The organism is Paenibacillus sp. 37, from assembly GCF_008386395.1.
Classification (GTDB): Bacteria; Bacillota; Bacilli; order Paenibacillales; family Paenibacillaceae; genus Paenibacillus; species Paenibacillus amylolyticus_B.
This window is the reverse complement of the sequence record NZ_CP043761.1, coordinates 4,769,053-4,793,112: the sequence shown is the minus strand read 5'-3', so window position 1 is coordinate 4,793,112 and position 24,060 is coordinate 4,769,053. Positions and strand designations below refer to the sequence as shown.

At 45.9% G+C, this 24,060-nt stretch carries 19 protein-coding genes; 13 read left to right on the top strand and 6 right to left on the bottom strand.

The window, feature by feature from the left end; genetic code table 11:
• The first annotated feature begins 206 nt into the window (after nucleotides 1-206).
• Nucleotides 207-1,931: an acetate--CoA ligase gene (gene acsA / locus F0220_RS20550; protein WP_105599636.1), complete on the top strand. Its 1,725-nt coding sequence runs from the start codon at nucleotides 207-209 to the stop codon at nucleotides 1,929-1,931.
• A gap of 239 nt (nucleotides 1,932-2,170) precedes the next feature.
• On the opposite strand, the gene F0220_RS20545 is transcribed toward acsA, so the two are convergent.
• From F0220_RS20545 to rpsD, 3 genes are all read right to left on the bottom strand, one after another.
• Nucleotides 2,171-5,266, bottom strand: a complete 3,096-nt coding sequence (locus F0220_RS20545; protein WP_105599634.1) for a transglycosylase domain-containing protein — start codon at nucleotides 5,264-5,266, stop codon at nucleotides 2,171-2,173.
• 229 nt (nucleotides 5,267-5,495) lie between these two features.
• The gene (locus F0220_RS20540; RefSeq protein ID WP_091014268.1) at nucleotides 5,496-7,601 is read right to left on the bottom strand and encodes a methyl-accepting chemotaxis protein; all 2,106 of its coding nucleotides are present in this window, start codon (nucleotides 7,599-7,601) and stop codon (nucleotides 5,496-5,498) included.
• Nucleotides 7,602-7,788: 187 nt separating this feature from the next.
• On the bottom strand, nucleotides 7,789-8,388 hold the full coding sequence (rpsD, locus tag F0220_RS20535) for a 30S ribosomal protein S4 (RefSeq protein ID WP_076211410.1): 600 nt from the start codon (nucleotides 8,386-8,388) through the stop codon (nucleotides 7,789-7,791).
• Between the two features lie 465 nt (nucleotides 8,389-8,853).
• Between rpsD and F0220_RS20530 the strand changes: the two genes are divergently transcribed.
• The 5 genes from F0220_RS20530 (at nucleotide 8,854) to F0220_RS20510 (ending at nucleotide 13,926) form a co-directional block, all read left to right on the top strand.
• Entirely contained in the window at nucleotides 8,854-10,845 is a 1,992-nt protein-coding gene (locus F0220_RS20530) for a sensor domain-containing diguanylate cyclase (RefSeq protein WP_105599633.1), read from the top strand.
• 135 nt (nucleotides 10,846-10,980) lie between these two features.
• Entirely contained in the window at nucleotides 10,981-11,838 is an 858-nt protein-coding gene (locus tag F0220_RS20525; protein WP_105599631.1) for a hypothetical protein, read from the top strand.
• Nucleotides 11,839-11,949: 111 nt separating this feature from the next.
• Nucleotides 11,950-13,065, top strand: a complete 1,116-nt coding sequence (locus F0220_RS20520) for an aminopeptidase (protein ID WP_076328038.1) — start codon at nucleotides 11,950-11,952, stop codon at nucleotides 13,063-13,065.
• A 96-nt stretch (nucleotides 13,066-13,161) separates the two neighbouring features.
• Nucleotides 13,162-13,407 carry an HPr family phosphocarrier protein gene (locus F0220_RS20515; RefSeq protein WP_036614658.1) on the top strand — a complete coding sequence of 82 codons (246 nt, stop codon included), beginning with the start codon at nucleotides 13,162-13,164 and terminating at the stop codon, nucleotides 13,405-13,407.
• Between the two features lie 225 nt (nucleotides 13,408-13,632).
• Nucleotides 13,633-13,926, top strand: a complete 294-nt coding sequence (locus tag F0220_RS20510) for an Fpa/YlaN family protein (protein WP_017687426.1) — start codon at nucleotides 13,633-13,635, stop codon at nucleotides 13,924-13,926.
• A 190-nt stretch (nucleotides 13,927-14,116) separates the two neighbouring features.
• On the opposite strand, the gene cax is transcribed toward F0220_RS20510, so the two are convergent.
• The gene (gene cax, locus F0220_RS20505; protein ID WP_074095776.1) at nucleotides 14,117-15,187 is read right to left on the bottom strand and encodes a calcium/proton exchanger; all 1,071 of its coding nucleotides are present in this window, start codon (nucleotides 15,185-15,187) and stop codon (nucleotides 14,117-14,119) included.
• A gap of 183 nt (nucleotides 15,188-15,370) precedes the next feature.
• Between cax and F0220_RS20500 the strand changes: the two genes are divergently transcribed.
• A complete protein-coding gene (locus F0220_RS20500; RefSeq protein ID WP_017687428.1) occupies nucleotides 15,371-15,733 on the top strand; it encodes an Asp23/Gls24 family envelope stress response protein in 363 nt (120 codons plus the stop codon).
• A gap of 128 nt (nucleotides 15,734-15,861) precedes the next feature.
• Here F0220_RS20500 and ftsW read toward each other — a convergent pair whose 3' ends face one another.
• A complete protein-coding gene (gene ftsW / locus F0220_RS20495) occupies nucleotides 15,862-17,151 on the bottom strand; it encodes a putative lipid II flippase FtsW (RefSeq protein ID WP_091014278.1) in 1,290 nt (429 codons plus the stop codon).
• Nucleotides 17,152-17,164: 13 nt separating this feature from the next.
• Entirely contained in the window at nucleotides 17,165-17,512 is a 348-nt protein-coding gene (locus tag F0220_RS20490; protein WP_017687430.1) for a YugN family protein, read from the bottom strand.
• Nucleotides 17,513-17,722: 210 nt separating this feature from the next.
• On the opposite strand from F0220_RS20490, the gene F0220_RS20485 reads away from it, so the two are divergent.
• The 6 genes from F0220_RS20485 (at nucleotide 17,723) to F0220_RS20460 (ending at nucleotide 24,021) form a co-directional block, all read left to right on the top strand.
• On the top strand, nucleotides 17,723-18,892 hold the full coding sequence (locus tag F0220_RS20485) for a M20 family metallopeptidase (RefSeq protein WP_105599630.1): 1,170 nt from the start codon (nucleotides 17,723-17,725) through the stop codon (nucleotides 18,890-18,892).
• A gap of 192 nt (nucleotides 18,893-19,084) precedes the next feature.
• Complete coding sequence (locus F0220_RS20480) at nucleotides 19,085-20,779, top strand: DNA repair helicase XPB (protein WP_105599628.1); 1,695 nt, start codon at nucleotides 19,085-19,087, stop codon at nucleotides 20,777-20,779.
• 36 nt (nucleotides 20,780-20,815) lie between these two features.
• Nucleotides 20,816-22,534 carry a helicase-associated domain-containing protein gene (locus F0220_RS20475; RefSeq protein WP_105599627.1) on the top strand — a complete coding sequence of 573 codons (1,719 nt, stop codon included), beginning with the start codon at nucleotides 20,816-20,818 and terminating at the stop codon, nucleotides 22,532-22,534.
• Between the two features lie 152 nt (nucleotides 22,535-22,686).
• Entirely contained in the window at nucleotides 22,687-23,124 is a 438-nt protein-coding gene (locus F0220_RS20470; RefSeq protein ID WP_036614642.1) for a YlbF/YmcA family competence regulator, read from the top strand.
• Nucleotides 23,125-23,154: 30 nt separating this feature from the next.
• Complete coding sequence (locus F0220_RS20465) at nucleotides 23,155-23,418, top strand: YlbG family protein (protein WP_026080981.1); 264 nt, start codon at nucleotides 23,155-23,157, stop codon at nucleotides 23,416-23,418.
• 165 nt (nucleotides 23,419-23,583) lie between these two features.
• The gene (locus F0220_RS20460; RefSeq protein ID WP_017687436.1) at nucleotides 23,584-24,021 is read left to right on the top strand and encodes a hypothetical protein; all 438 of its coding nucleotides are present in this window, start codon (nucleotides 23,584-23,586) and stop codon (nucleotides 24,019-24,021) included.
• Nucleotides 24,022-24,060: the final 39 nt, after the last annotated feature.

The window sequence follows — 24,060 nt, the reverse complement described above, 5'->3', positions numbered from 1 at the left end:
AATTGAAAAGATTTGCTATAATTGCGTAGACAAAAAATGTTCACAATTCAATACAGTATAGTTAACATCTGTTTGGCCGAGCAAGTACATGATGAGAAGTTCTCTCTACTAATGTAAGCGCTAACTGGAAGTTCAGTCAACACAAAGGCAATGAGAAATGACCCCTAACGGGAATCGAAATGTCGAGTTGAAGGAGGCTGGCAAGCATGAGTCAAGCACATGGTGAGATGCTGCAAACGGTTGTGTCTGAATCTAATCTGGGCGATTACACGGAGGCGAGAAGCCGGTTCGATTGGGAATCGGTGGAAAGGCACTTTACGTGGCACGCCAGCGGAAAAGTAAACATGGCGCATGAAGCGATTGATCGTCATGTACTGGAAGGAAGGGGAGGAAAGACCGCTTTATTGTATAGCGATGCTTCACGCGAAGAGGCCTATACTTTTGCTGATCTGAGTGAACAGTCGAGTCGGTTCGGGAACGTTCTCCGCAAATATGGCATAGCCAAAGGGGAACGGGTGTTTATTTTTATGCCACGAAGTCCTGAGCTGTATTTTAGTCTTCTGGGCATATTGAAAGCTGGAGCCATCGCGGGCCCTTTGTTCGAAGCTTTTATGGAAACGGCAGTGAAGGATCGGCTGGAGGATAGCGGAGCAGTAGCGCTCGTGACAACGCCGGAATTACTGAAACGCATCAAACGTTCCGAGTTGCCCGAACTCAAACATATATTTATTGTGGGTGGGGGCGTGCAGACTGAAGAAGGACTCATCGATTTTGATGCAGAGATGTCTGCCGCTTCGGATGAGATGGAAGTAGAGTGGTTGAATCGTGAGGATGGTTTGCTTATTCATTATACCTCAGGGTCTACAGGTAAACCCAAAGGGGTGTACCATGTTCAAAATGCCATGATTCAGCACTATTATACAGGTAAAGTTGTCCTGGATTTACGTGAGGATGATGTGTACTGGTGCACTGCTGACCCTGGTTGGGTGACAGGGACTTCTTACGGTATCTTTGCTCCATGGCTCAACGGAGTGACCAATGTGATACGGGGTGGTCGTTTCAGTCCTCAAGATTGGTATAGCACCATCCAGAAGAACAAAGTCACGATCTGGTACAGTGCACCAACGGCCTTCCGTATGCTGATGGGAGCAGGAGAAGAGACCATTGCCCAGTTTGATCTGAGCAGTCTGCGTCATGTCATGTCTGTCGGTGAACCGCTCAATCCGGAGGTTGTTCGTTGGGGTTGGAAAGCCTATGGTCAGCGAATTCATGATACATGGTGGATGACGGAAACAGGCGCACAGCTGATCTGTAACTATCCCGGAATGCCGATCAAGCCTGGCTCCATGGGACGTCCGTTACCTGGAATCGAAGCAGCGATTATTGATGATCGCGGGCAGGAATTGCCGCCGTACAGTATGGGTAATCTGGCCATACGGGCACCATGGCCATCCATGATGGCGAAGATCTGGAATAACCCTGTGAAATACGAGGAGTATTTCAGGCTTACGGGCTGGTATGTATCCGGTGACTCCGCTTATATGGATGAAGAAGGATATTTCTGGTTCCAGGGACGGATTGATGATGTGATTAATTCGTCAGGCGAGCGTATCGGCCCCTTTGAGGTGGAGAGCAAGCTCGTGGAGCATCCTGCGGTAGCAGAGGCGGGTGTAATCGGTAAGCCGGATGTGACACGTGGGGAGATCATCAAGGCCTTTGTGGCGCTTCGTGAAGGATATGAGGCGACACCGGAGCTGAAAGAAGAGATCTATCGTTTTGTCAAAGAGGGCCTGTCTGCCCACGCTGCTCCGCGTGAGATTGAGTTTAAGGATAAACTGCCCAAGACACGTTCCGGCAAGATCATGCGCCGTGTGCTGAAGGCCTGGGAGCTTGATCTGCCAACAGGAGATCTATCCACCATTGAAGACTAACACGACAGTGCAAGGATCATCAATGTGTCGGTATCGATGGTAATACAACTGGCTGTGGGGAGAGACTAATACTCTACGAGAAGTCAATCCGGTGACTCTACCCATTAAAATGGATTGTAAAAGCCTGTTTTATGCCAATGGCATGAAGCAGGCTTCTTGGCTGCTGTAAATACAAATAAAAAGCCGCACACTCAGATACAGTCTGAGGATGCGGCTTGTTTTGGAACGCTATGTCTGAATCAGGGTTGAAAATGTATGGCTGCAGAAGGTTCGGATTCACCCGCACTGTTGCTGGCAGATACCTTAAACCATCCACTGGTCGATGCGGGTACTCCATAATCCATGGTATTTCCCGCTGTTGTTCCAATTTTGGTGTAAGGAGCCGAGCCTGTTTCACTGTAATATACAGTATAACTATCTGCGTTTGGACTGGATGCCCATTGAATACGCAGTCCTTGAGTGAGGGCGGATACGCTGACTTGACCAGGTGTGCCTGGAGCTGTCGTTGTTGTATTATCGGTCTGCGTTTCTCCAGGGGTAATGACTGTACCTGGAACTTCAATCGGTTCATCAATCTCTTCTTCCACAGGAGGAGCTACACCAGCACTATTTACTGTAGCGCTAGGAGCAGACTCCCTGCCGGCAACATCCACTGCCGTTACATAGAAGGCGAAGTTGCCGCCTTGCGCTGCATATGCAGAGAATGATCTGGATTCACCGGACAAGACAACCTGACCCTGGTTCTGGAATCCTCCACCGTTTACAGAACGGTACAGACGATAACCCACGACATCATTTTCAGGTGTGGAATTAAATGTAATGACAGCTCTGTCACCTGAGGTTGAGATGCGTACGTTACCTGGTGCATCAGGAGCTTTGCCGTTATCTGTCCTTGGATCAATCTGTGTTGGCATGTCTGCACCAGCATCTTCAGGAAGATAATAAGCAAGTGACTCATGTCGACTCATACGTGAGAATGCATTTTGCAATTCTTTGATGAGATCCGAGATTGGTTTTTTACGCTTGATTACTGTTTTTTCCTTCAACATGTCCGAAGGTGTTCCGTCACGTGGAATATAGTTTACACCATTGTAAGTAATGTACTTGGCTTTGGCTACACCGTCATCGCTATCCTTCGGAACAAACTTGCTGTTGAAAATATCCGTAACAAATTTGTCAGTCATGGATGTTGGTAACTTGCCACTGTATGCCGACACCGTGCGCGTTTCGATGCCAGATGGTTTTTTGAACGAATCCGTGACAAACAGATCTTTTTGCGAATCGATCACTTCGTTCAGTATTTTCGACCACAGTTGCTGCGCACGTTTTCTCTGTGATTTACTTTCCAGCGTGTTCACTGGCTGTTTGTATCCAACCCACACGCCAAGTGTGACATCTGGTGTATAACCTTCAAACCAGACATCTGCGTAGTTTTGAGTGGAACCCGTTTTACCTACGATTGGCACACTCTTCGAATATTTGTAATTCTCACGTACTTTATCTGCCGTTCCTTCTGTAATAACGGTCCGCAGCATATCGGTCATCAGGTATGCTGTCTGCTCCGAGAAGGCTTGGACAGGTTCAGTATCGTGTTTATAAACGATGTTTCCTTTGGAATCTACAATTTTGCTAATCATGTAAGAATCGTTGTATACACCATTATTGGCGATAGCACCATAGGCACTGGTTAATTCTTCAACGGTTACACCGTATTGGAGACCTCCGAGAACACCTGTCTGAGCCTGATAGTCTTCCTTCTGAATGGTGGTAATCCCCAGTTTCTTGGAGAAGGTCCAAGCCTTCTCGATCCCTACTTCTTCATTAAACAACTTCAGAGCCGGTATATTAAGAGAATAGTTCAGTGCTCTGCGGGCAGTGACCAGTCCCTGATACCGGTTGTTGGCATTCTTGGCAATGTGGTAGCCGCTCGGACCATTTTTGAGAATGATCGGTGAGTCATCAATAATAGAAGCAGGTTGGACAAGACCTTCATCCAGAGCTGGCAGATAAGCTGCAATAGGTTTCATCGTTGAACCTGGCTGACGTATCATCTGCGTTGCGTAGTTCATCTGTTCATCCTGGAAATCCCGTCCCTCAATCATGCCCAGAATAGCACCGGTTTTGTGATTAATCAGCATGGCAGCAGTTTGTTCTTTTCCTTTGACAGGATCATCTGCTGAGAAATTGCTGTCATCTTCCGCAATGGTACGCATCGTTTTGTAGATACTTTTGTTGATGGTCGTGTATATACGATATCCACCTGTCCGCAGTTGCGTCTGAGCTTCCTCTAATAATGCACTGTTTTCCTTCTGAGGTGTGTCTGCATCCGTATCTTTGTCAGTAGATTCAGCTGTGTCGGAATTCAACTGTTTCATCAAAATCTGTGCAGCTTGTCGTTCCGTTTCCATCATAAGATATGGATAAGTGTTGTAAGCCTTGATGGTCTTCGGAGCAAGTGAGCTTTTGATATCAAAAGCAAGAGCTTTGTCATACTCGGACTGATTGATCTTGCCCAGTTCAAGCATACGGCGCAGTACCAGATGCTGACGGTTGATTGCGCGGTCAAAATTCTCCTCTACAAAATCACCTTTACCGTTAAAAGCGGAGTAAGAGGAGGGGAGTTGTGGCAATCCAGCAAGATAAGCAGCTTGAGCAATGTTGATTTTTTCCAGATCGTTAATATTGAACAATCCTTTGGCGGCCGCCTTGATTCCGTAAACGTTGTATCCGCTGGAACCATTACCAAAAGGAACTTTGTTCAGATAGGCTGTCATGATCTCGTCTTTGGTCAGGAAACGTTCGAGTCGGAGTGAGAGCAAAATTTCTTTCACTTTCCGATCTTCCGTGCGATCCAGATTCAAAAACACACGACGCGCCAATTGCTGAGTCAGTGTACTACCGCCGGTTTGTACTGATTCTTTCAGCACTTTCTGTTTCACGGCACGTAGTGTTCCGCTCATGTCTACACCTTTATGTTCGTAAAAATGATTGTCTTCAATCGAAATGACAGCATCAATAACCTTTTGTGGGATCTGGTCTGTAGTGACCGGACGCCTGTCTTCTTCCGTACGTAATTGACCGATCGGACTGCCGTCGGCAAAGTAAGCAAAGCCTGTGATGGAGTTTTCGCTGACTTTTTGTTCAATCAGGGCCCTTGAACGGACAGGCTCGTCTTTCACAATGGAACTGACGTATCCCATCAAAGCACCGCCTACAAATAGTGCCCCCATAAATCCAAGGACAACCATCCATTTGACGAAACTTCCCAGTCTGCGGGCAAAACTGCGTTTGCGTACAGGCTGTTCATCGGGCTTTTTCTTATTAACATCAACCATTCAGTGTCTTCCTCCTTTTAACAGCACTTATTATAGCATAAAAAGGCGGGTTTGCATGCCTGAGAAATACAAGTAATGGTCGAAATTTGCCATTCTGCCATGCATTATGCTATATATCATGCGATATTGAAGCACATTTCATGAGTTGTAAGCCAAAATAAACAGGCCACCTCCATGCTGAGGTGCATAGGGTGGCCTGAATGACTTGTCGTTTTGGAGGTCTTCTACATTAGGTTTTGAAGCGTTGAATCAGTTCCAATAGCTCCTGCGTAAGATTAGCCAGTGAGGCAGATGCCGCCGTAATCTCTTCCATGGATGCGAGTTGTTCTTCAGAGGCAGAGGCAACACGAGTTGCATGATCTGCTGTCTCATGACCAATGGTTTTGAGTTGCACTAACGTGGCATCAACCTGCTGTGATCCAGCTGACATCTGCTGTGCAATGGCTGAGACATGTTCAATCTGCTCATTAACATCTGTAATCTGTGATGAAATGGAGAGGAATAGTTCACCACTTTCATTAATCACTTCCGCTATATGGCTCACCTCGGCATTCCCATGTCCCATATTTTCAACGAGAGAAAGGACCTCTTGCTGAACGCTATGAATTAACGCTGCAATCTGCGCTGCTGATACTCTGGATTGTTCAGCCAGATTACGAATCTCGGAAGCAACAACACCGAACCCGCGCCCGTGTTCACCTGCTCGCGATGCTTCAATGGAAGCATTAAGTGCAAGTAGGTTGGTTTGACGGCTAACTTCTGTGATCATGCCTGTAATATGGCCAATCTCTTCCGAACGTTGGCGGAAATTCTCCAGTGCGGTCATCGACGTCTGCACAGAAGAAGTGGCACTATCGACCATACGCATAGCGGACTGAATTTTATCCGTTCCGATGGTTGTTCGTTCGGCCACAGTTCGCGATGAATCGGATACATCGGAGGCGGCCTTTGCAATTCTTCCGATCCCTGCAGATATTTCATTCATGGAACGGGAGGACTCTTGCAGCTCCTGCACCTGTTTACCTGCTTTATCTGCAAGTTCGACTCCTGTTAATGCAATCAGTTCGGCTGCTTTACCTGTTTCTTCGGCACCTGCGGTCAACTGTTGAGAGGTGGAGCCGACAGATAAAGCATGTTCGGATATAACCGATATGGTATGTCGCAATGTATCCATCATCTGATTCATATGACCCGCCATGATGCCAAATTCATCTTTGGATCGTACAGGTAACTTTTGTGTCAAATCTCCGCCAGCCAGCTGTCCAGCGACGATATTAACTTGATTCAACTGCCTTACAATGGAGACGATAGTGTAGGTAACGACACCTGCAAGCATAAGTACTGCCAGTGCTGCAATCAGTATGGACCAGTTCAAGCTGTCATAGAAAGGTTGAAGGATATGGCTCTTTGGCAGCGCCGATACAAGGTACCAGTTTGAATCCGTTCCTTGTAACCTGGCGGGCTCGGCAATAAACAGTTCTTCACCTAATTCAGGGTCCGTAGCGTAAAACTGAGATTCGCCAGACTGTATACGCTGAATGACTGTCTTCATTTCAGATGGAATTACGGCACCTTCATTAGCCAGTTCCGGTTTGGAGCCGTGTGCAGCAATCTGTCCTTCACTAGTAATAAGCATGGCATAACCCTGATCCGGATTAAGTGATGCTATATTTTGCTGAAAACGATCAATGGTAAAGTCGGCCCCAACAATGCCCAGAAAATTTTTGTTTTCATCTAATAGAGGGAGGACAATCGAAACGAGCAGTGTTTCTTTACCACCAACCGTATAGGTAACAGGCTCGGACCAATAGATGGATTTGGTTTTCTTTGGTTGCTGATAGTAAGTACTGGTTTCACCGCTTCCCTCATAAGTAGGCATAGGCTCAAAATGCAGGGAGTTGCCATCACGTATAACGTATGGAACGAATCGACCCGTACCATCATCATATTCTTTTTTGTTGATGTGCTCCGCATCGTTTCCATCAAAGGCATTTGGTTCCCAGCCCGTATAAAAGCCAAAAACTTTCTCGTCCTTCTTCAGATATTGTTCAAGGAGTCTGACGACTTCTTCACGGTTGAGTGATCCGTTCTGAGCGGCATCCAATAACGTGGTACTCATGGTGTCCAACGTGTTTTTAACCTGATTAATGTCAGTCATAAACTCATTCGTAGCCCGGTTTGCTGCCTGTCCAGCAACGGTTTCGCCGTACTGGAGGCTTTTGTCGTAAATGGATTTGGTATTAAATGCAATCAGGGCTCCAATACAACAGAGTAATACGATCCCGAGTAAAAGTCCAAGCTTAACAGCGAGCTTGCGATTGCGAAAAAAATGCATGTTTAATCCCCCTCGATGTCATTCTTGTGATGTATATATGGATGTGTGCTTCTCCTGAAGGGAGTCTATATTTTATATCGTTATTTACGTTCCTATAATGAAGATAATTAAAAAAAAGCATAGAAAAACAGCTGCCGAGAAAATCTCGACAGCTGTTTGGATTGAAACTTTAATGTGATTGCAACGATTAACGGTTGTAGAACTCGACGATTTGTTTTTCATCGATGTCTTGGGACAATTCAGCACGCTCAGGCAAGCGGATGAATTTACCTTCTACAGCTGCTTCGTTGTATTCAACGTATGCTGGAAGATGCGAACGGCCTTCCAAAGCTTCTTTAATGGAAGAAAGAGCGCGGCTCTTCTCACGCAAGCCGATTACATCACCAGTGCTTACTTGGTAAGAAGCGATATCGACTTTTTTGCCGTTTACAGTTACGTGACCGTGTGCTACCAACTGACGCGCTCCAGCGCGGGAGTTAGCAAACCCAAGGCGGTAAACGAGGTTGTCAAGGCGGCACTCAAGCAAGAACATGAAGTTCTCACCGGCAATACCTTGCATTTTTTGAGCTTTAGAGAACAGTGTGCGGAATTGCTTCTCGCCCAAACCGTACATGTGGCGCAATTTTTGTTTTTCTTGCAATTGCATACCGTAGTTGCTCATTTTTCTGCGTTGGTTAGCTCCGTGCTGACCTGGAGGGAAAGGGCGTTTCAATTCTTTGCCTGTTCCGCTAAGGGAAATGCCGAGGCGACGGCTCAATTTAAATTTAGGACCAGTGTAACGTGCCATGTTTAAAGTAGCTCCTTTTTAGTTAAAGTTCATATTAGGGCTCTGTTTGCGCTCCAATTTGTTGATGCGGGCTTGGCCTCGCATAGAACGATCAGGAAAGTTCAGCCGCTGTCCTGAAAGCAACAAAAAGAATGAGGGTGACACAACCGGTAATGCCCAAATTTAAAGACCCATTTAGTAGTCTTCATCAACAATTTATATTACAGTTTAAGAGAAACAAAGTCAAGCGCAGAATAAAAGAAAAAAACGTCTAAATTTGTCGATAGGTCATTGGGCCTAAAATAATGGGACAATTTTCTGAAATATGGATGCAAAAAAGGTTTAAACAGAGTAAAATAGATTGTATCTTAACTTTAAATCATCTTTATGTAACAAGGTTATCGCAACGGATTTGCAGGTTTGCGATAACGTCTGCAGATTAATGCATCCTGGTGGATGCAAAAACGGTGCAAAGGAGCGCCTGACATGTTAGAACATCTAAGAAGTTTACCTGCCAGCTTGAATTCAAGAAGTTCGGGCGATTCCGCATCTTTTGCCGCTCCTCGTTCTCATGATGAGCATGTGTTGTGGATGCAAAAAATGGATATCACACCTTTTGATTTTTCATATTTGGGCGGCTTGCTAGAGCAGGCATACAGTGACTGGAACTCCAGAGTGGGTTCAATGCTGGCCAGACCATCAACCTTTTACAGCGTGTGGAACACAGAAGGTGATTGCATAGGATACGATAGCGATCATGAAGCTGATCCGGGCGTAAATGCACGCAGGCTGGTATTGGAATGTTTGGATAAGAGACAGGTCCTGTCCCTTAAAGGGACAAGCGAACACGGAGAATATCTTATAATAACACATCCCTTATTCTCCAGAACTAACAAGGATATGTTTGCCGTATTCACTGCTGTGATCTATGAATCCAATGGATATGAAACGTCTGAAGCTGTGGTTCAATCTGAGGCATTGCATTATCACACCTGCTTTTACCGAAGATTCGAATACATATTTATGACGGACCTGTTACATGCTCATGAACAAACAGCCCGTGAGGAACACCGGAGGTCCATCCTCTTTCAGATTGTTCAGAGAATGCATGACAAAATGGATGTCGAGGCCATATTGGATGAGGTATTTGACAGTATGGATTACTTGTACCCGGCCACTTATATCGAATTGTATATGTCTCAGGATCAGAGCAACTCTGATCCACGGATTAAACCGTTGCTTGTCCACGAGCGAGGAGAAGATATTTGTGTGCGTTCTTTTATGGAAGGTAAGCTGATTGTTGCTCGCTCACATGATGCAGAGAACCGCATTGTAGATGTAGGGATTCCGCTGAAAGGCAAACAAGGCATATACGGTGTGTTCCATATCGAAATGAATGAAGAGATTATGGAAGAATCGGACTTGCAATTGATTACGATGATGGTAGACACTGCCGGAACGGCCTTTGAGAACGCCAAGTTGCATGAACAATCCAATATGTTAATTCAGGAACTCCGTTTAATTAATGATCTTACACAGCGGTTGAACAAGAGCCTCCATCTTTCGGAGATTTATCAATTATCCGAGCAAGAGTTAAAGGAAATATTCCAGGCTGAAACGTGTTGCATTCTTCAACTCAATGACAGTACCAATGACTTCGAAGTGATGTCATCTAACGTGAAAGATGTTTTTCACCAATCCTTTTCTGTAGACTACGGTATCGCAGGCTTGATCTATCGAACAGAGGAACCGCTTATTATAGTCAATTATGCGCAATATGATAAAGTGTCCTCCTTTTTCATGGAAGATACGGGATCCATGTCACTTATTGCATCACCGATCAGAGTTAATGGTGAAGTGAAGGGTGCCATTTTGTTGGGACATAGTAGAGAGCATTACTTTTCATATGATAACTATCGGCTCTTGCAGATGTTATCCATTCATATCGGGCTTGCCCTGTCAAATGCCACGCTGCATGCCGAGGTTCGGCGCTTGGCTAATCTGGATATGTTGACAGGTCTGTATGTGAGGCATTATCTGGATAGTGTAATTCACGAGCGACAGGCTCATGAATTCTGTGGCTCCCTCATAGTGGTGGATATTGATCAGTTCAAACAGGTGAATGACACATTCGGACACCAGACGGGGGATCAAGTATTGAAGCAAGTGAGTGAGATCGTCACGAGCTCTGTTCGCTCGGAGGATGTCTGTGCCAGATGGGGTGGAGAAGAACTGGCGATCTATATGCCACAGGTGAGTGTAAGGCAGGCGTTAGATTATGCGGAAGTGATTCGAAAGAGAGTCGCAGAAGAGACCAGACCGCCCGTTACGGTATCCAGTGGCATCGCAGAGTGGAATTGGATGGATGAAAAGGTCAGTGTAGAGTCCTTGTTTTATCGGGCTGATATGGCTTTGTACAGCGCCAAGAATGGTGGTCGGAACAGAATCGTTGTAGAGGAACAGAATGTAACACGTTAAGAGAGAACAATTCCAATTGCGGAGTCGTTCTCTTTTTTTTGTGCATGGGAGAATCAAGTTGTGTGTAGAAGGAAGTATAAGCGTATACGGGCGGGGCAATCTATGGAGAAAGTTCACGGAAGGATGAAGATAGACATGTTTAACCGCCATTCGGTACGTACATTATGGTTATTTGTGAGCATCGTGATTATTGGTGTTCCGGGTTGTGGATTAATCCAGCGAGATCAAACGCCTGAGGAGGTTTTTTCCTTGGCTTTATCGGGGATAGCAGGAAAAGAAACGTTGAGTTTTGAAGGAGAGGCAGGACTTCGACGGGAAAACAGTGGGCTGTTTGAGAATCAGTTCAAATTCGAAGGCAAGCTGGAGAATCATGATCGTATGACCCTTCAGACCCGATTACCTGGAGAAGTAACTGCTGTGGGGACAGGCATTCAAACAACTGCCGTAAAAAATAATGGACAGCCCAGTGGGTTTAGCGCCTCTTTCGAGCGGAAACAAGGGCAATGGATGGCATTGTCAGCGCAGCATGAGCCGCTGCGTGGGTCTCTTTCTCGTTTTAACCCAATTGCCCAATTGGAGAAGATCGATGGGATGCACAAAACCATTCAATCGGAGTATGGCGCTGGTCGTCGAACCAGAACATTACGGATTGAACTTGCACCGGAAGACGCCAAATCATGGGCTGTGACCCAGCTAAACGACGAGATGAACGCCATTCGGGCAGAATATATGCATAAGGCAGCTTCGGTGAAAGGGGCGCGTAAGGAGAAGCTTGAGCAGGATCTGGAGAAAGTTTGGAAACAGGGTGAAACAACGATGCAACAGATGATGAAACAAGCGAGCGTGCAGACGGTATATCATCTCACGGTAGATCGGAAGAGCAGTCTGCCTCTTCGTTTATCCTTTGAAAGTCAGATGAGTTACACGGACAACAACCGTAAAAGTAACAAAGAAGCCCTTGTCACCGATGTAAACTTCAAGTCATATCAATAAACGAAGTGAGGGACTGCCTGCTGACGGGATGACTGTTCGCGTGCTACAATAGTATCGTAATTTACCGTTGTTCAATTTAAGTATGGCAGATGACAGGAGGATTTTACCAAGATGAAAGACCCAAGAATTCAAAAGCTTGCAGCAAACCTGGTGGGCTATTCAGTAGATGTACAGCCTGGTGAAAATGTATTGGTTGAAATGATTGGATCGGAACGTGATCTGATTAACGCCATTATTGAAGAGGTAGGAAAAAAAGGTGGTAACGTCTTTGTACAGTTGACTGATAAAACCGTACAGCGTGCGATGCTGAAAAATGCCACAGAAGAAATGATGAAAACATGGGCAGAGATTGATCTGAACCGGATGAAACAGATGGATTGTTATATCGGTATTCGTGCGGGAGAAAATGTGAATGATCTGTCCGATGTGCCGGAAGAAAAAATGAAAATGTACAATTCATTATACTCCCACCCGGTACATAGCGAACAACGTGTCAAACATACGAAATGGGTTGTACTTCGTTACCCTAACGCAAGTATGGCGCAACTCGCCAATACAAGTACAGAAGCGTTCGAAGATTTCTACTTCGACGTATGTAATCTGGATTACGCCAAAATGGATAAAGCGCAGGACTCGCTCGCTAACCTGATGAAGCGGACAGACAAAGTTCGTATCACCGGACCAGGAACAGAGCTGAGCTTCTCCATTAAAGATATCGGTGCAGAGAAATGTTCTGGCCAAAAGAATATCCCGGATGGCGAAGTGTACAGTGCCCCTGTGCGTAATTCCGTGAACGGAACAATTAGTTATAACTCGCCAACCCTGTACAATGGAGTGACTTTTGAAAATATCAAGTTCACGTTCAAGGATGGCAAAATTGTTGAAGCAACAAGCAACGACACAGAGCGTTTGAATGAAATTTTGAATTCGGATGAGGGTGCTCGTCATATTGGTGAATTCGCGATTGGATTTAACCCGCATATTCTGCATCCGATGAAAGATATCCTGTTCGATGAAAAAATCGCAGGCAGCTTGCACTTTACGCCAGGTCAGGCATACGAAGAAACGGACAATGGCAACCGCTCGTCCATCCACTGGGATCTGGTGTTAATCCAGCGTCCGGATTATGGCGGCGGGGAGATTTATTTTGACGATGTGCTGATTCGTAAAGACGGTATCTTTGTTATTCCTGAACTGGAATGCTTGAATCCGGACCGTTTGAAGTAGGAACAGGATTTTGCTGTTGCTAGGAAAGCGGATTCACGGTATCATGTAGTGGTAATTAATAGATGATACCAATCGTAAAAAGACGGAGGGATTCCTATGTCGAGTAATAATGCGGCTGTAGTAGAAATTGCTCAAACAGCAGGCAAGTTTACTTCTTCAATCGTGCTTCATTCGGAGAACAAGTATATCGATGTGAAAAGTATTCTCGGATTGTTTACAACGCTGATCAGCACGCACAGCTATGAACTGCATGTTCATGGTCCAGATGCAGTTGAAGCGAAAGCAGCCATGTCAGAAGTATTTGCCAAGCATGGACTGAATGTAAGCATCGCATCTGAGTAATAGCTCTCAAGAAGCACCTTTGCCTTTTTTGGCAGGGGTGTTTTTTGGCATGGAATGATCTGAATACTCGTCTGGACGTGGCTGGAACAGGTGGATTAAGCTTCAACAAAAGGCTTAACTTTGCGGGCTTATTTTGGTCAGGTTCTTGTATTAGCTCTTCATTTCGTCTAATATTAGAGGTAGAACGTCTTTACGCGATTTTTGGGACATAGGGGGGAAAAATGCATGACTTCATCTGATCTGCAGGACCAGCTGAATTTGAAAGCGATCAGTCTTCTTCAAGAAGATGCAGATAAAATACAGAAGCTTATTGAAGTACAGATGGAGAATCTGGCTACCCGCTACTGCCCTCTCTATGAGGAAGTATTGGATACACAGATGTATGGGTTCTCCAAAGAAGTTGATTTTGCTGTTCGTGCAGGGCTCCTTCCAGAAGGTGCAGGTAAGCAGCTGGTTAGCGCGCTTGAGCGGAATTTGGCAATTTTATATGAAGCCTTGAACAAGAAGAATGAGCAATAGCCTGCAAATGCGCGGGTCAGAATAGAAGGCATGCAGGCGTTTATGCATGCTTTTTTTGTGCGTCTGAACGGGACTGGAATGCAAGCCCAGCCGGAAGGCGTATACAAACAAAGAGACAGCACCGAATGTAAATTCGGACTGCCTCTTGTGGCTTGTTTATTTTAATGATGGCTACGTGAGGGTCTGGTTGTTACACCAAGAAGAAGGAAACACCGAGTATGATATATACCACGAGCAGGAGTAAACCTTCGTACCAATTCGTTGAACCATCTTGGGTAATGGACTTCGCAATAAATACGGATACGCCGATGGCGACCAGTTCAATCGTTGTGAATACGATATCCATGGTTCTGCCTGTGAAGTAGCTGACAAAAATCAGTACAGGAGCAACGAAGAGTGCGATCTGCAAGCTGCTGCCAACCGCAATTTCAACCGCGGCTCCTATTTTATTTTTCATGGCAAGCATGATGGCTGCACTGTGTTCGGCCGCATTACCGATGATGGCCACAAGGAATGCACCGACAAACAGTTCGCTAAGTCCAAATTCCGAAGTGAAGACTTCAAGCGTGCCCACCAGCCATTCACTGACGAAAGCAACCATGACTGTTGCGAGCACCAGGTAGAGAATAGATTTTTTCTTGGACCACGCCGGAGCATGCTCATGAGGTAGCTCTTCATCGCGATCCTCAGTGACGTCTGCAAGGTAGTTCTTATGTGTCACCATGGAGAATAGCAACCACGCAATATACGCGAGAATGAGCAATCCGGCCACGATGAGACTAAGTGTATTGGTGTCTTTCTGTGTAATGGAATGTGTATTGAGAAAGACTGCCGGAATAAACAGGGCAATGATGGCAACAATCATCAGGGAACCATTCAGACCTGCGAGTGAAACATTATAATTCTGAATTTTGAACTTGAGTCCCCCGGCAAAAATACTTAACCCGAGCACTAACAGCAGATTTCCGATGATGGAACCTGTCAGACTTGCTTTGACCATGTCGAACAGTCCCTCTTTGACGAGGAAAATGGCGATGATCAATTCGGCGGCATTGCCGAAGGTGGCATTCAAGAATCCACCTAGCCGCTGTCCGGCGTAGTGGGCCACATTTTCGGTGGCTTTGCCTAAAAAACCGGCCACAAAAATAACCGAAATGGCTGATATCACGAACTGTAGAATCGAATCCCATTTCATGTAGTGGGCGATGGCACTGAGTGCAAAGAACGCAATCAGCAAAATGGATGAAATCCGGTTTCTCACAACAAACACCTCGGTTATAAATTATTTTGTTTTGAATTACACTGTAAATCGCTTATGAGATTATTTTCATATTTCAATATAACCAAATGGTGGTAGGTTGTAAACGCATCTTTTTGAGTTTAATTTGCTTTTTGGGGTGGAAAGGATTTAAAATACGAGTAACGAAGTGAAGGAGGATGTGGCATGGCAGAACAACTTCAACTGGAGAGCGGAAACATCCGGATTGCCGATGACGTGGTTGCAAAAATTGCCGGAATGGCTGCAATGGAAACACCCGGAATTGCCGCAATGTCTGGAGGATTGTCAGAGGGCTGGGCGAAGCGACTCAGCGGTAAAAACGTACAGAAAGGCGTGAGCGTTGAGGTCGGCCAGCTGGAAGCAGCCATTGACCTGCGCATCATCGTCCTGTACGAAACCCCGATTCATGAAGTTTCCCGTATGCTTCAGCAGAATGTAAGAGAAGCGGTAGAGACCATGACCGGATTACGCGTGGTTGAAGTCAATGTAAAGGTAGAAGGCGTATCTTTCAAAGGCGACGATCTGTAGAAATCGCAATCCGCAATGGAGGACAGAGCCATATTGACCTGTTCTTCATCTTGATAGACAGAATAGTACCGAGTACACAGAAAAAGGCTGCGCATCCATTAGGTGCACAGCCTTTTTTGTGTTGTTCTTTATCGAATCCGACGGATGGACTCCCGTGAACGAAGAGCAGGAGAGGTACGAGTCTGTGTCTGTACAGTTACGGACTTCGTTTTCTCTTCCTTGATCACGTCCAGATTGTTGGTGCGTGAGATACTGAGCAGAATGCCCATGGCAACCATCATCACAAAGAGTGAGGTACCCCCATAACTGATAAACGGAAGCGTGACCCCCGTCACCGGAATGGTCTGAGTTACACCACCAATGTTGATAAATGCCTGAATCGCGATTAGTCCCATGATACCTATGCCGACCAATGTTCCGAATGGATCGGGACAGCGGAGAGAGACAATAATTCCTCGCCAGATAAAGTACAGGTAAACAAGCAGGAATAATGCACTTCCGATGAATCCAAGTTCTTCCCCAATTACGGAGAAAATAAAGTCATTATACGCATTTGGCAAATAGTGCAGCTTCATCGTACCTTGTCCAATCCCGGAACCTGTCATGCCGCCATCACCAATGGCAACAAGAGAACGGTAGAGGTTAAGACTTCCGCCATTAATATCGGATAATGGATTCAGGAAAGCTTGAATACGTCCGATCTTGTAGTTCTGCTCCGCAGTGACTGCTGTTGTAGCGGTTGTTGTGTCGGAAGGAGACATGGAAGAAAACAGAGAATTCGCTCCGAACGCCAGTGCCCCACCGAGTACAACCAGGAGAATGGAACCCAGGATATGTTTCATACTGGCTCCACCGGCATAGATCAAGAGACCACAGGTGGACACCAGGATAAAGGTGGTACCGAAGTCTGGTTGCAGCATAATCAGTCCTGCGATGAATCCAACGATGAACAAGACGGGAAAATACCCTGTCTTGAAAACCCTGAATTTCTCACCTTTTTTGGTAATAAGAGCAGAGAGATAGAGAATGATAGCAATTTTCGCGAACTCTGCAGGCTGAAGACTAAAACCGAAAATGTGAATCCAGCTTCGTGCACCGTTCAATACTGCACCTGAGATCAAAACAATCACCAGCATGACCGTAGTGAGCAGGAAAAAGGGTGCATAGAGCTTTTTGTACTTGTTGAAGCGGATATTCATGGCAAAAAACATGCCAAATAGACCGATAATCGCCCACATAAGTTGTTTTTTCGTGAAGTAAAGGGCATCATTGTTAAATTTATCGCTTGCGATTGCAATGCTGGAACTGGAGCTGAATACCATCACCAGTCCAAAGCCCACCAACAATAAAGTGAGGATTAGCAGTTGAAAATCCGGCGTGCCTCTCTTCGTTTTCGTTTGGGCCGTTTGTTGTTTCATCGTTTGGCCCAGCCTATGCTTCCAGCAGTTCTTTGAGCTGCTGTAATTTTTGGGCTGCCAGCTTCACGACTGGTTGCGGAACGGAAGAGTCATAATCCAGGCCGTGAGGGAAAGTGGCTTTGCCGAGGTATACTGCTTCCACAGCAAGAACGGTATCCGGTTTTTCCAATTTGCCTTCCACAGCGCGGGTATTAATGCGTACAAAGTATTCTGAGTTGGTTTGTTCATCTTCAATTTTGTAGTCATATGTAGCACGGTAATATTCCCATTGCCACCGGACAAATCCGACTTTCTCGGCGCTCTCATCCAGGTATGCCAAGTCGCTCTTCAAGCCATCCAAGCCTGTATTCTCAAAAATCATAAGCGTTTGATCCTCCTCATAAGCTTCCGAGTATAATTTCTCGAGTATTTCTCTAGTTCATGATAGTATGTTTCCCCTTCCCGTGCAAGCTTTCCGAAGGCGTTTCGTATCGGTTTTCTTCCAATTCTGCTACAATATACAGCAATAGGTTTGAAGAGGAAGGTTCGGGCTTGATATAAGTCCCGTTCAAGATTGAAAGGGTGGAGAGAAATGACTAATAATATATGGTGGGAAGATCTGCAGATCCACATGGTGGAATGGCGGCGTCACCTTCATCGCAATCCAGAGGTTTCCTTTCATGAGGAGAAGACATCTTCTTTTGTAGCGGATATGTTGGAGAGTTTTGGCGTGGAAGTGAGGCGTCATGTTGGTGGTCACGGGGTCATCGGTACCCTTCGTGGGGACAAGCCGGGTCCTGTCGTCATGCTGCGAGCTGATATGGACGCACTTCCAATTCAGGATGAGAAGAATATCGAGTATGCATCACAACAAGCAGGAGCGATGCATGCATGTGGCCACGATGGTCATATCTCAATCTTGCTCGGTACGGCATTGTATTTCAGCCGTCACAAGCAGGAGATCCAAGGCGAGATTCGCTTTTTGTTCCAGCCAGCAGAAGAACTGCTTCCGGGCGGCGCAGTTCAGGTCATTGCGGATGGTGCGCTTGAAGGTGTCGATGTCATATATGGCATTCATCTTTGGACCCCGCTACCTGTAGGTGTTGTTGCCAGTAAAGCAGGACCGATGATGGCGGCGGCTGACGATTTTTACATTGAGATCAAAGGCAAAGGTGGACATGGCGGGATGCCACAATCCACGATAGATAGTCTTATCGCGGGTTCTGCACTTGTGATGCAGCTTCAGACCGTTGTCAGTCGTTCGGTTGATCCATTGCAACCCGCGGTGCTGACCATTGGTACAATGCAGGCGGGTTCGGCTCAGAATGTAATTGCAGAGCAATGCAGAATGAGCGGTACGGTAAGAACGTTTGATGAAGAGACCCGAAACGGGATGAAAGAGCGCGTGCTTACCATGGTAGCCCAGACAGGGGCAGCTTATGGGGCAGAGACGCAAGTGAAATATATTATGGGATATCCGCCTGTGGTGAACGATGAACAGGAGACAGCGCGTTTCTTCAGAGAAGCTACAGAATTATTTGGGGCAGAACGAGTGCAAGCTTCCCCGATGCTGATGCCAGCGGAAGATTTTGCGTATTATCTGCAGAAGGTTCCAGGGTGCTTTATGTTTGTTGGAGCAGGTAACCCGGATAAAAATGCGATCTATCCGCATCATCATCCGATGTTTGATTTTGATGAAGATGCAATGCAGACTGCCGTGAGATTATTTATCGCCATGGTTAAGGGTTACACAGTCGAATGACTTTATAGCTAGTTGGGCATCCTGTTCATACCGAGGTATGGGCAGGATGTTTTTTTGTGGATTTTTATAGAGGTTGTCCAAAAGCCCACTTTTCGGTACTGAAAACTAGACTTTTTGAATGTGCACTTAAAGTGGTTCATTTTCGGAAGCTGCCGGAACTGGACTTTTTTTGTGATAGGAGGAAAGCTCCAAATGGAAGGAACAGAACATATGGTAAGGACAGATGCTTGCATAGTTCAGCGAGATTTTACAGTATTGCTGGAAATTGGCCACCCCGGATTCGAAAAAGCAAGAGAGCAGATTGGGATGTATTCAGAACTGGTTAAGACACCGGCAGCGTTTCATACCTACCGAATCACTCCGTTATCGCTCTGGAATGCAGCAGCGTTGGGATGGAATGCAGATCAGGTTATCGCAAGTCTGGAGCTGGTATCCCGCTGGAACGTGCCTGCTGCACTCATACAGGATGTGCGGAGAATCATGGATCAGTATGGGAAATTAAAGCTGCATTCCGAAGCAGATCACACCAGAATGCGTCTTTACAGTGAGGATGAGCGGTTGCTGGATGAATTAAGTGGATTGAAAACGATAGCTGCCTTTCGCATGGAACGCAAGGACGCTCATGAACTTCTGCTCCCAGGAGAACAGCGAGGGTTATTGAAAAGAGAATTAACACGATTGGGTTACCCCGTACTTGATTACGTGGGGTATCGGGAGGGAACCAAGCTTTCATTCCAATGGCGAACCAATGATCCAGGGGACCACTCTGAGCGATTTGCGCTGCGTTCTTACCAGAGAGAGGCTGTGGATGCATTCGAAGGCAGTGAGGGCATGGGAGGAAGTGGTTTACTCGTACTTCCTTGCGGGGCAGGCAAAACGGTCATTGGCATGGCCGTGCTGGAGCGGCTTCAATGTGAATGCCTTATTTTGACGTCCAATACTACGTCTGTACGACAGTGGATTCAGGAAATTCAAGACAAAACCACGATTACCAGCGAACAGATTGGTGAGTATTCAGGTCAGAAAAAACAGGTGAAACCTGTGACTGTAGCTACATATCAGATTCTTACACACCGGAAATCAAAGGATGCTGATTTTACCCACATCAAACTGCTCAGTGAGCGGCAATGGGGGCTGATCATATATGATGAAGTACATTTGCTGCCAGCACCAGTGTTTCGTGCAACTGCGGATATTCAAGCTACACGAAGACTGGGATTAACGGCTACATTGGTCCGAGAGGATGGCTGTGAACAGGATGTTTTCTCGCTGATTGGTCCAAAGCTCTATGATATGCCGTGGAAACAACTGGAGCAGCAAGGGTGGATTGCCGATGTACAATGTCAGGAGATACGTATCCCATTTTCTCCTGAACTAAGATCAAATTATCTGCAAGCCGAGGTTAAGCACCAATTCCGATTGGCTGCCGAGAATCCGGCGAAGGTACGTGTAGTCAAGCGTTTGCTGGAACGTCATCAGGGTTTACCTGCGCTAGTGATTGGACAATATCTGGATCAACTTGAGTTGATTGCCCGGGAAATTGAAGCACCTCTGATCTCGGGAACCATGTCACAGCAAGAGCGAATCAAATGGTTTGCCGCTTTTCGACGAGGAGAGATTAAAACGATTGTGGTATCCAAGGTTGCCAATTTTGCTGTGGATCTGCCCGATGCTGCTGTTGCGCTTGAGATATCCGGGAGTTTCGGGTCAAGGCAGGAAGAGGCACAGCGTCTGGGGAGAATTCTGAGGCCGAAAGCTGGAGAAAACAAAGCATATTTCTATGCGTTGGTATCAGAGGATAGTAAGGAACAGGAGTTTGCATTAAACCGTCAGATGTTCTTGGTGGAGCAGGGATATGAATATGCTATCGTTCATGAGAACGAATAGTCCATTTATACTCGCGAAAAGAGGAGGGATTGGGATATGTCTTCATTTGAACCAATAGATGAGCCGGTGGTACTGAACCTTGATTCATGGTCAAAGCTGACTGTGGTGGAACAAAAAGTGCTTGGTGCAATTTTTCACAAACATGCCGGTCAGCCTTTTTCCTCCCTCCTGCCGCGAGAACAGTGGGCCATCGAAGGACTAAGTGTCGCAGAAGCCAAATCTTCATTTGCCAACCTTAGGCAGCAAAGATGGATTGAGTCTGTATATAAGAGTTGGGGAGAGCGATTATTTTATATTCCTGCTTCGTTGATGGACACATTGACGATTGCTTACGCACAAAGAGTGGGTATAACGGTTAAACAGATGGCACAGCATGCTCATGTATTACAGGAAGGAAAGCCGGATATTGCTGCGGAGCTGCTTCATCTGATCGCGTGGATCGAAAGAGAAGGACTTCCTTTGACAGGGAAGGGCACTATACATAAGAAAAGTGTTCAAAAATTAAGTGTGATCACGGTATTATCTTCGACAGACTTTGAAGGTTTGAGCATCAAATATGGACATTCGGATTTGTATCCGACCCACGTAGCAATCCTTCTCGATCTACTGCTCAGTCTGAATCTCGTTCAGAAGTCAGATGGCCAAATTCAGATTGTAGATCATCGATTACAAACATGGTTGCAGCTCTCGTGGAGACAGATGCATCGGGAAATATATCAAGCGTGTATGGAAAGATACGGAGAAGCTGAACCCGCTTTGCAGCAATTCCGTTATCAATTGGCAGTGTTTGCTCCAGAAAAAAATATATGGTGCCGTATAGAGAATTCGGAATTGAAACCACGAGTCAGGGGCTGGCTCTACGCACTAGCTGGCTGGGGGTATGGTGAAGTAGGTGAAGATCAGTCGGGAGATCTGGCATTCCGCTGGCTGATCGAACCGCAGAGCCTGTTATATCGAGAACAAGAGATGGTAAGTGAAGCGGAGCCGTGTGGATTTTACATGCAGCCTGATTTCGAAATGTTGGTGCCGCCCGAAGCAGGGCCTGATGTGATCTGGATTCTGGAGCAATGCGCAGAGAGGGTGACGCGTGATCGAATGTCCATATACCGTATGACAAGAGAACGATTCATTTCGGCCTTAGCCAGAGGGTCTGATTTACATGAAGTGATAGAGTTTCTGGAACAATATGCGCTGACAGGCATACCAGAGAATGTGCGTATTGCATTAGCAGATTGGAGAAAGGAGACCGATGCTGCACCGTTGACAGTAATTCGGAGTATGAAGGTAATGGAGGCAAATACAGGCTCTGCAGATGATCCGAAGTTATTAGAAAAAGATATGTTGAGTGGTGTATATTCTTCTTTCTACACTCCCAATAATCTAGGTCTGGTTGATGTCCCTGCTTCTCTGCGTGGGTTGGAGCGTGATCATTCTGTCATTGAGAAGAAGTTCTCTCTGTTGGGGTTTGAGGAGATACCGGAGACCTGGTACAAGGAGTGGCGTCGATATCATAGTTCAACCGCCCGACAGATTGCTGCCAAAGCCATTGAGTGGCAGACCAAGCTGGGTATACAACAGGAAAATCGTACGCAATACCTCATTCCACATCAGGTAGAGGGTCATGAACACTGGACTTTAAGCGGTTGGTGCATGCTGGATTCAAGTGAAAATACATCAGAGACAGAATGGCGTACATTCTCCCCGTCAGAGTGGGATACAATGCGTCTTATCCTGCCAGATGATGTCATAACCTGACTATTTCACATGAATATCAGGTTGAAAGGCGAATTTTCAAGTTCCCCCTATTTCTAATTGCAGGAAAAACTCTTCTTAACTATTCATGGATATGCTATGATGAGATAGTCTACATTAAGTAGAACTTTATATATAGATAGGATGAATATTTCATGAGCGTAGCGGAAATGAACACGGTCGATATGGCCCAAGTGTTAACGGGCGCATATGAACTGGGCGACATGATTAACCAATCTGCCGAAGTATCGGATTATTTATATTGGAAGCAGCAAGTCGAGACTACCCCTGAGATTCAGATGGGGATTCGGAAGCTGAATGCCAAGAAGGAATTGTTTGAAGAAACACAGCGTTTCGGTCATTTTCACCCGGATTATCATGCAGCAAAAGACCAGGTGAAGGCTTTGGAACAGGAGTTGGAAAATTTTGAGGCGGTAATCCGCTTCAAACAGGCAGAGAAGTCCCTGGATGATATGTTATTCCAGATGTCAGAGACCATTGCATTTGCAGTGTCAACGACCATTAAGGTACCGAGCAATGACCCGAATCCGAAGGGCGGCTGCGGTAGTGGCGGCAAGTGTGGTTGCAGTTAAGTAATCATTATAGAAGGGCGGGGAACGATGATGTTTGCGGAAAGGACAGGATTCATTATTTGGGTCAGTGATTTGAAAGCTGCCCGTAATCTCGAAAAATATGGCACCGTGCATTATATCTCCCGCCGTATGCATTATGTAGTCATGTATGTTAATGCAGAACGGGCAGATGATACGATGAAAAATGTGAAGCGACTTTCCTATGTGCGCAAGATCGAACGCTCGTATCGTAATGAGATCAAAACCGAGTATGCCAGCAAAACGATGGACAAAACGAGCTTTTACGGAATATAGACGAGAAACTGGAGGGACCCTTTGGGGTCGCTCTTTTCTTGAATTATACACAAATTGGCTATTGTGAAAAAAAGTTAAACTTACGCCTTGAGGTTGCGGGACTAATGTTGTAATATATTTGGTAATAAATAGATAGAAAGTCCTATCTGGTGGAGAGTGATTCCCATGCGTGATAAGGTGATGCAACGTTGGAGCACCTACGAGCCGTTTTTCGTGGCTCTTGGAGACAAGAAAGTGGCCGACATCGTCATTACCCATCATGCCAAGATGCGGTATGCAGACCGTATTGAGCCTGCACGTAGTGATGATGACCATATTGCGGCGTGGTTATGGGAGTGTCTGAAGCAGGACCGTATAACACCATACTACCGTAATGAACAGGACGTCTACCTGATTGATGAGGATCTGGTGGTGGTCGCCGAATTTTCCGAACTCGAAGGAGAATATGATATTGCGGGCAACCCGCTGCACAAAATGATTGTAGTTACGTTTCTGGGACGTATGTCGGAGACCATTGAGTTGAGGGACCTGAAATCATATTATTCATGGTTAAGACATTCAAGAAGAATGACGTTGGTCAAAAATAGCCGCAAGCATAAGTAAGCCTGAGTAGATTCAATATGTTGAAATCATAGATTCAAG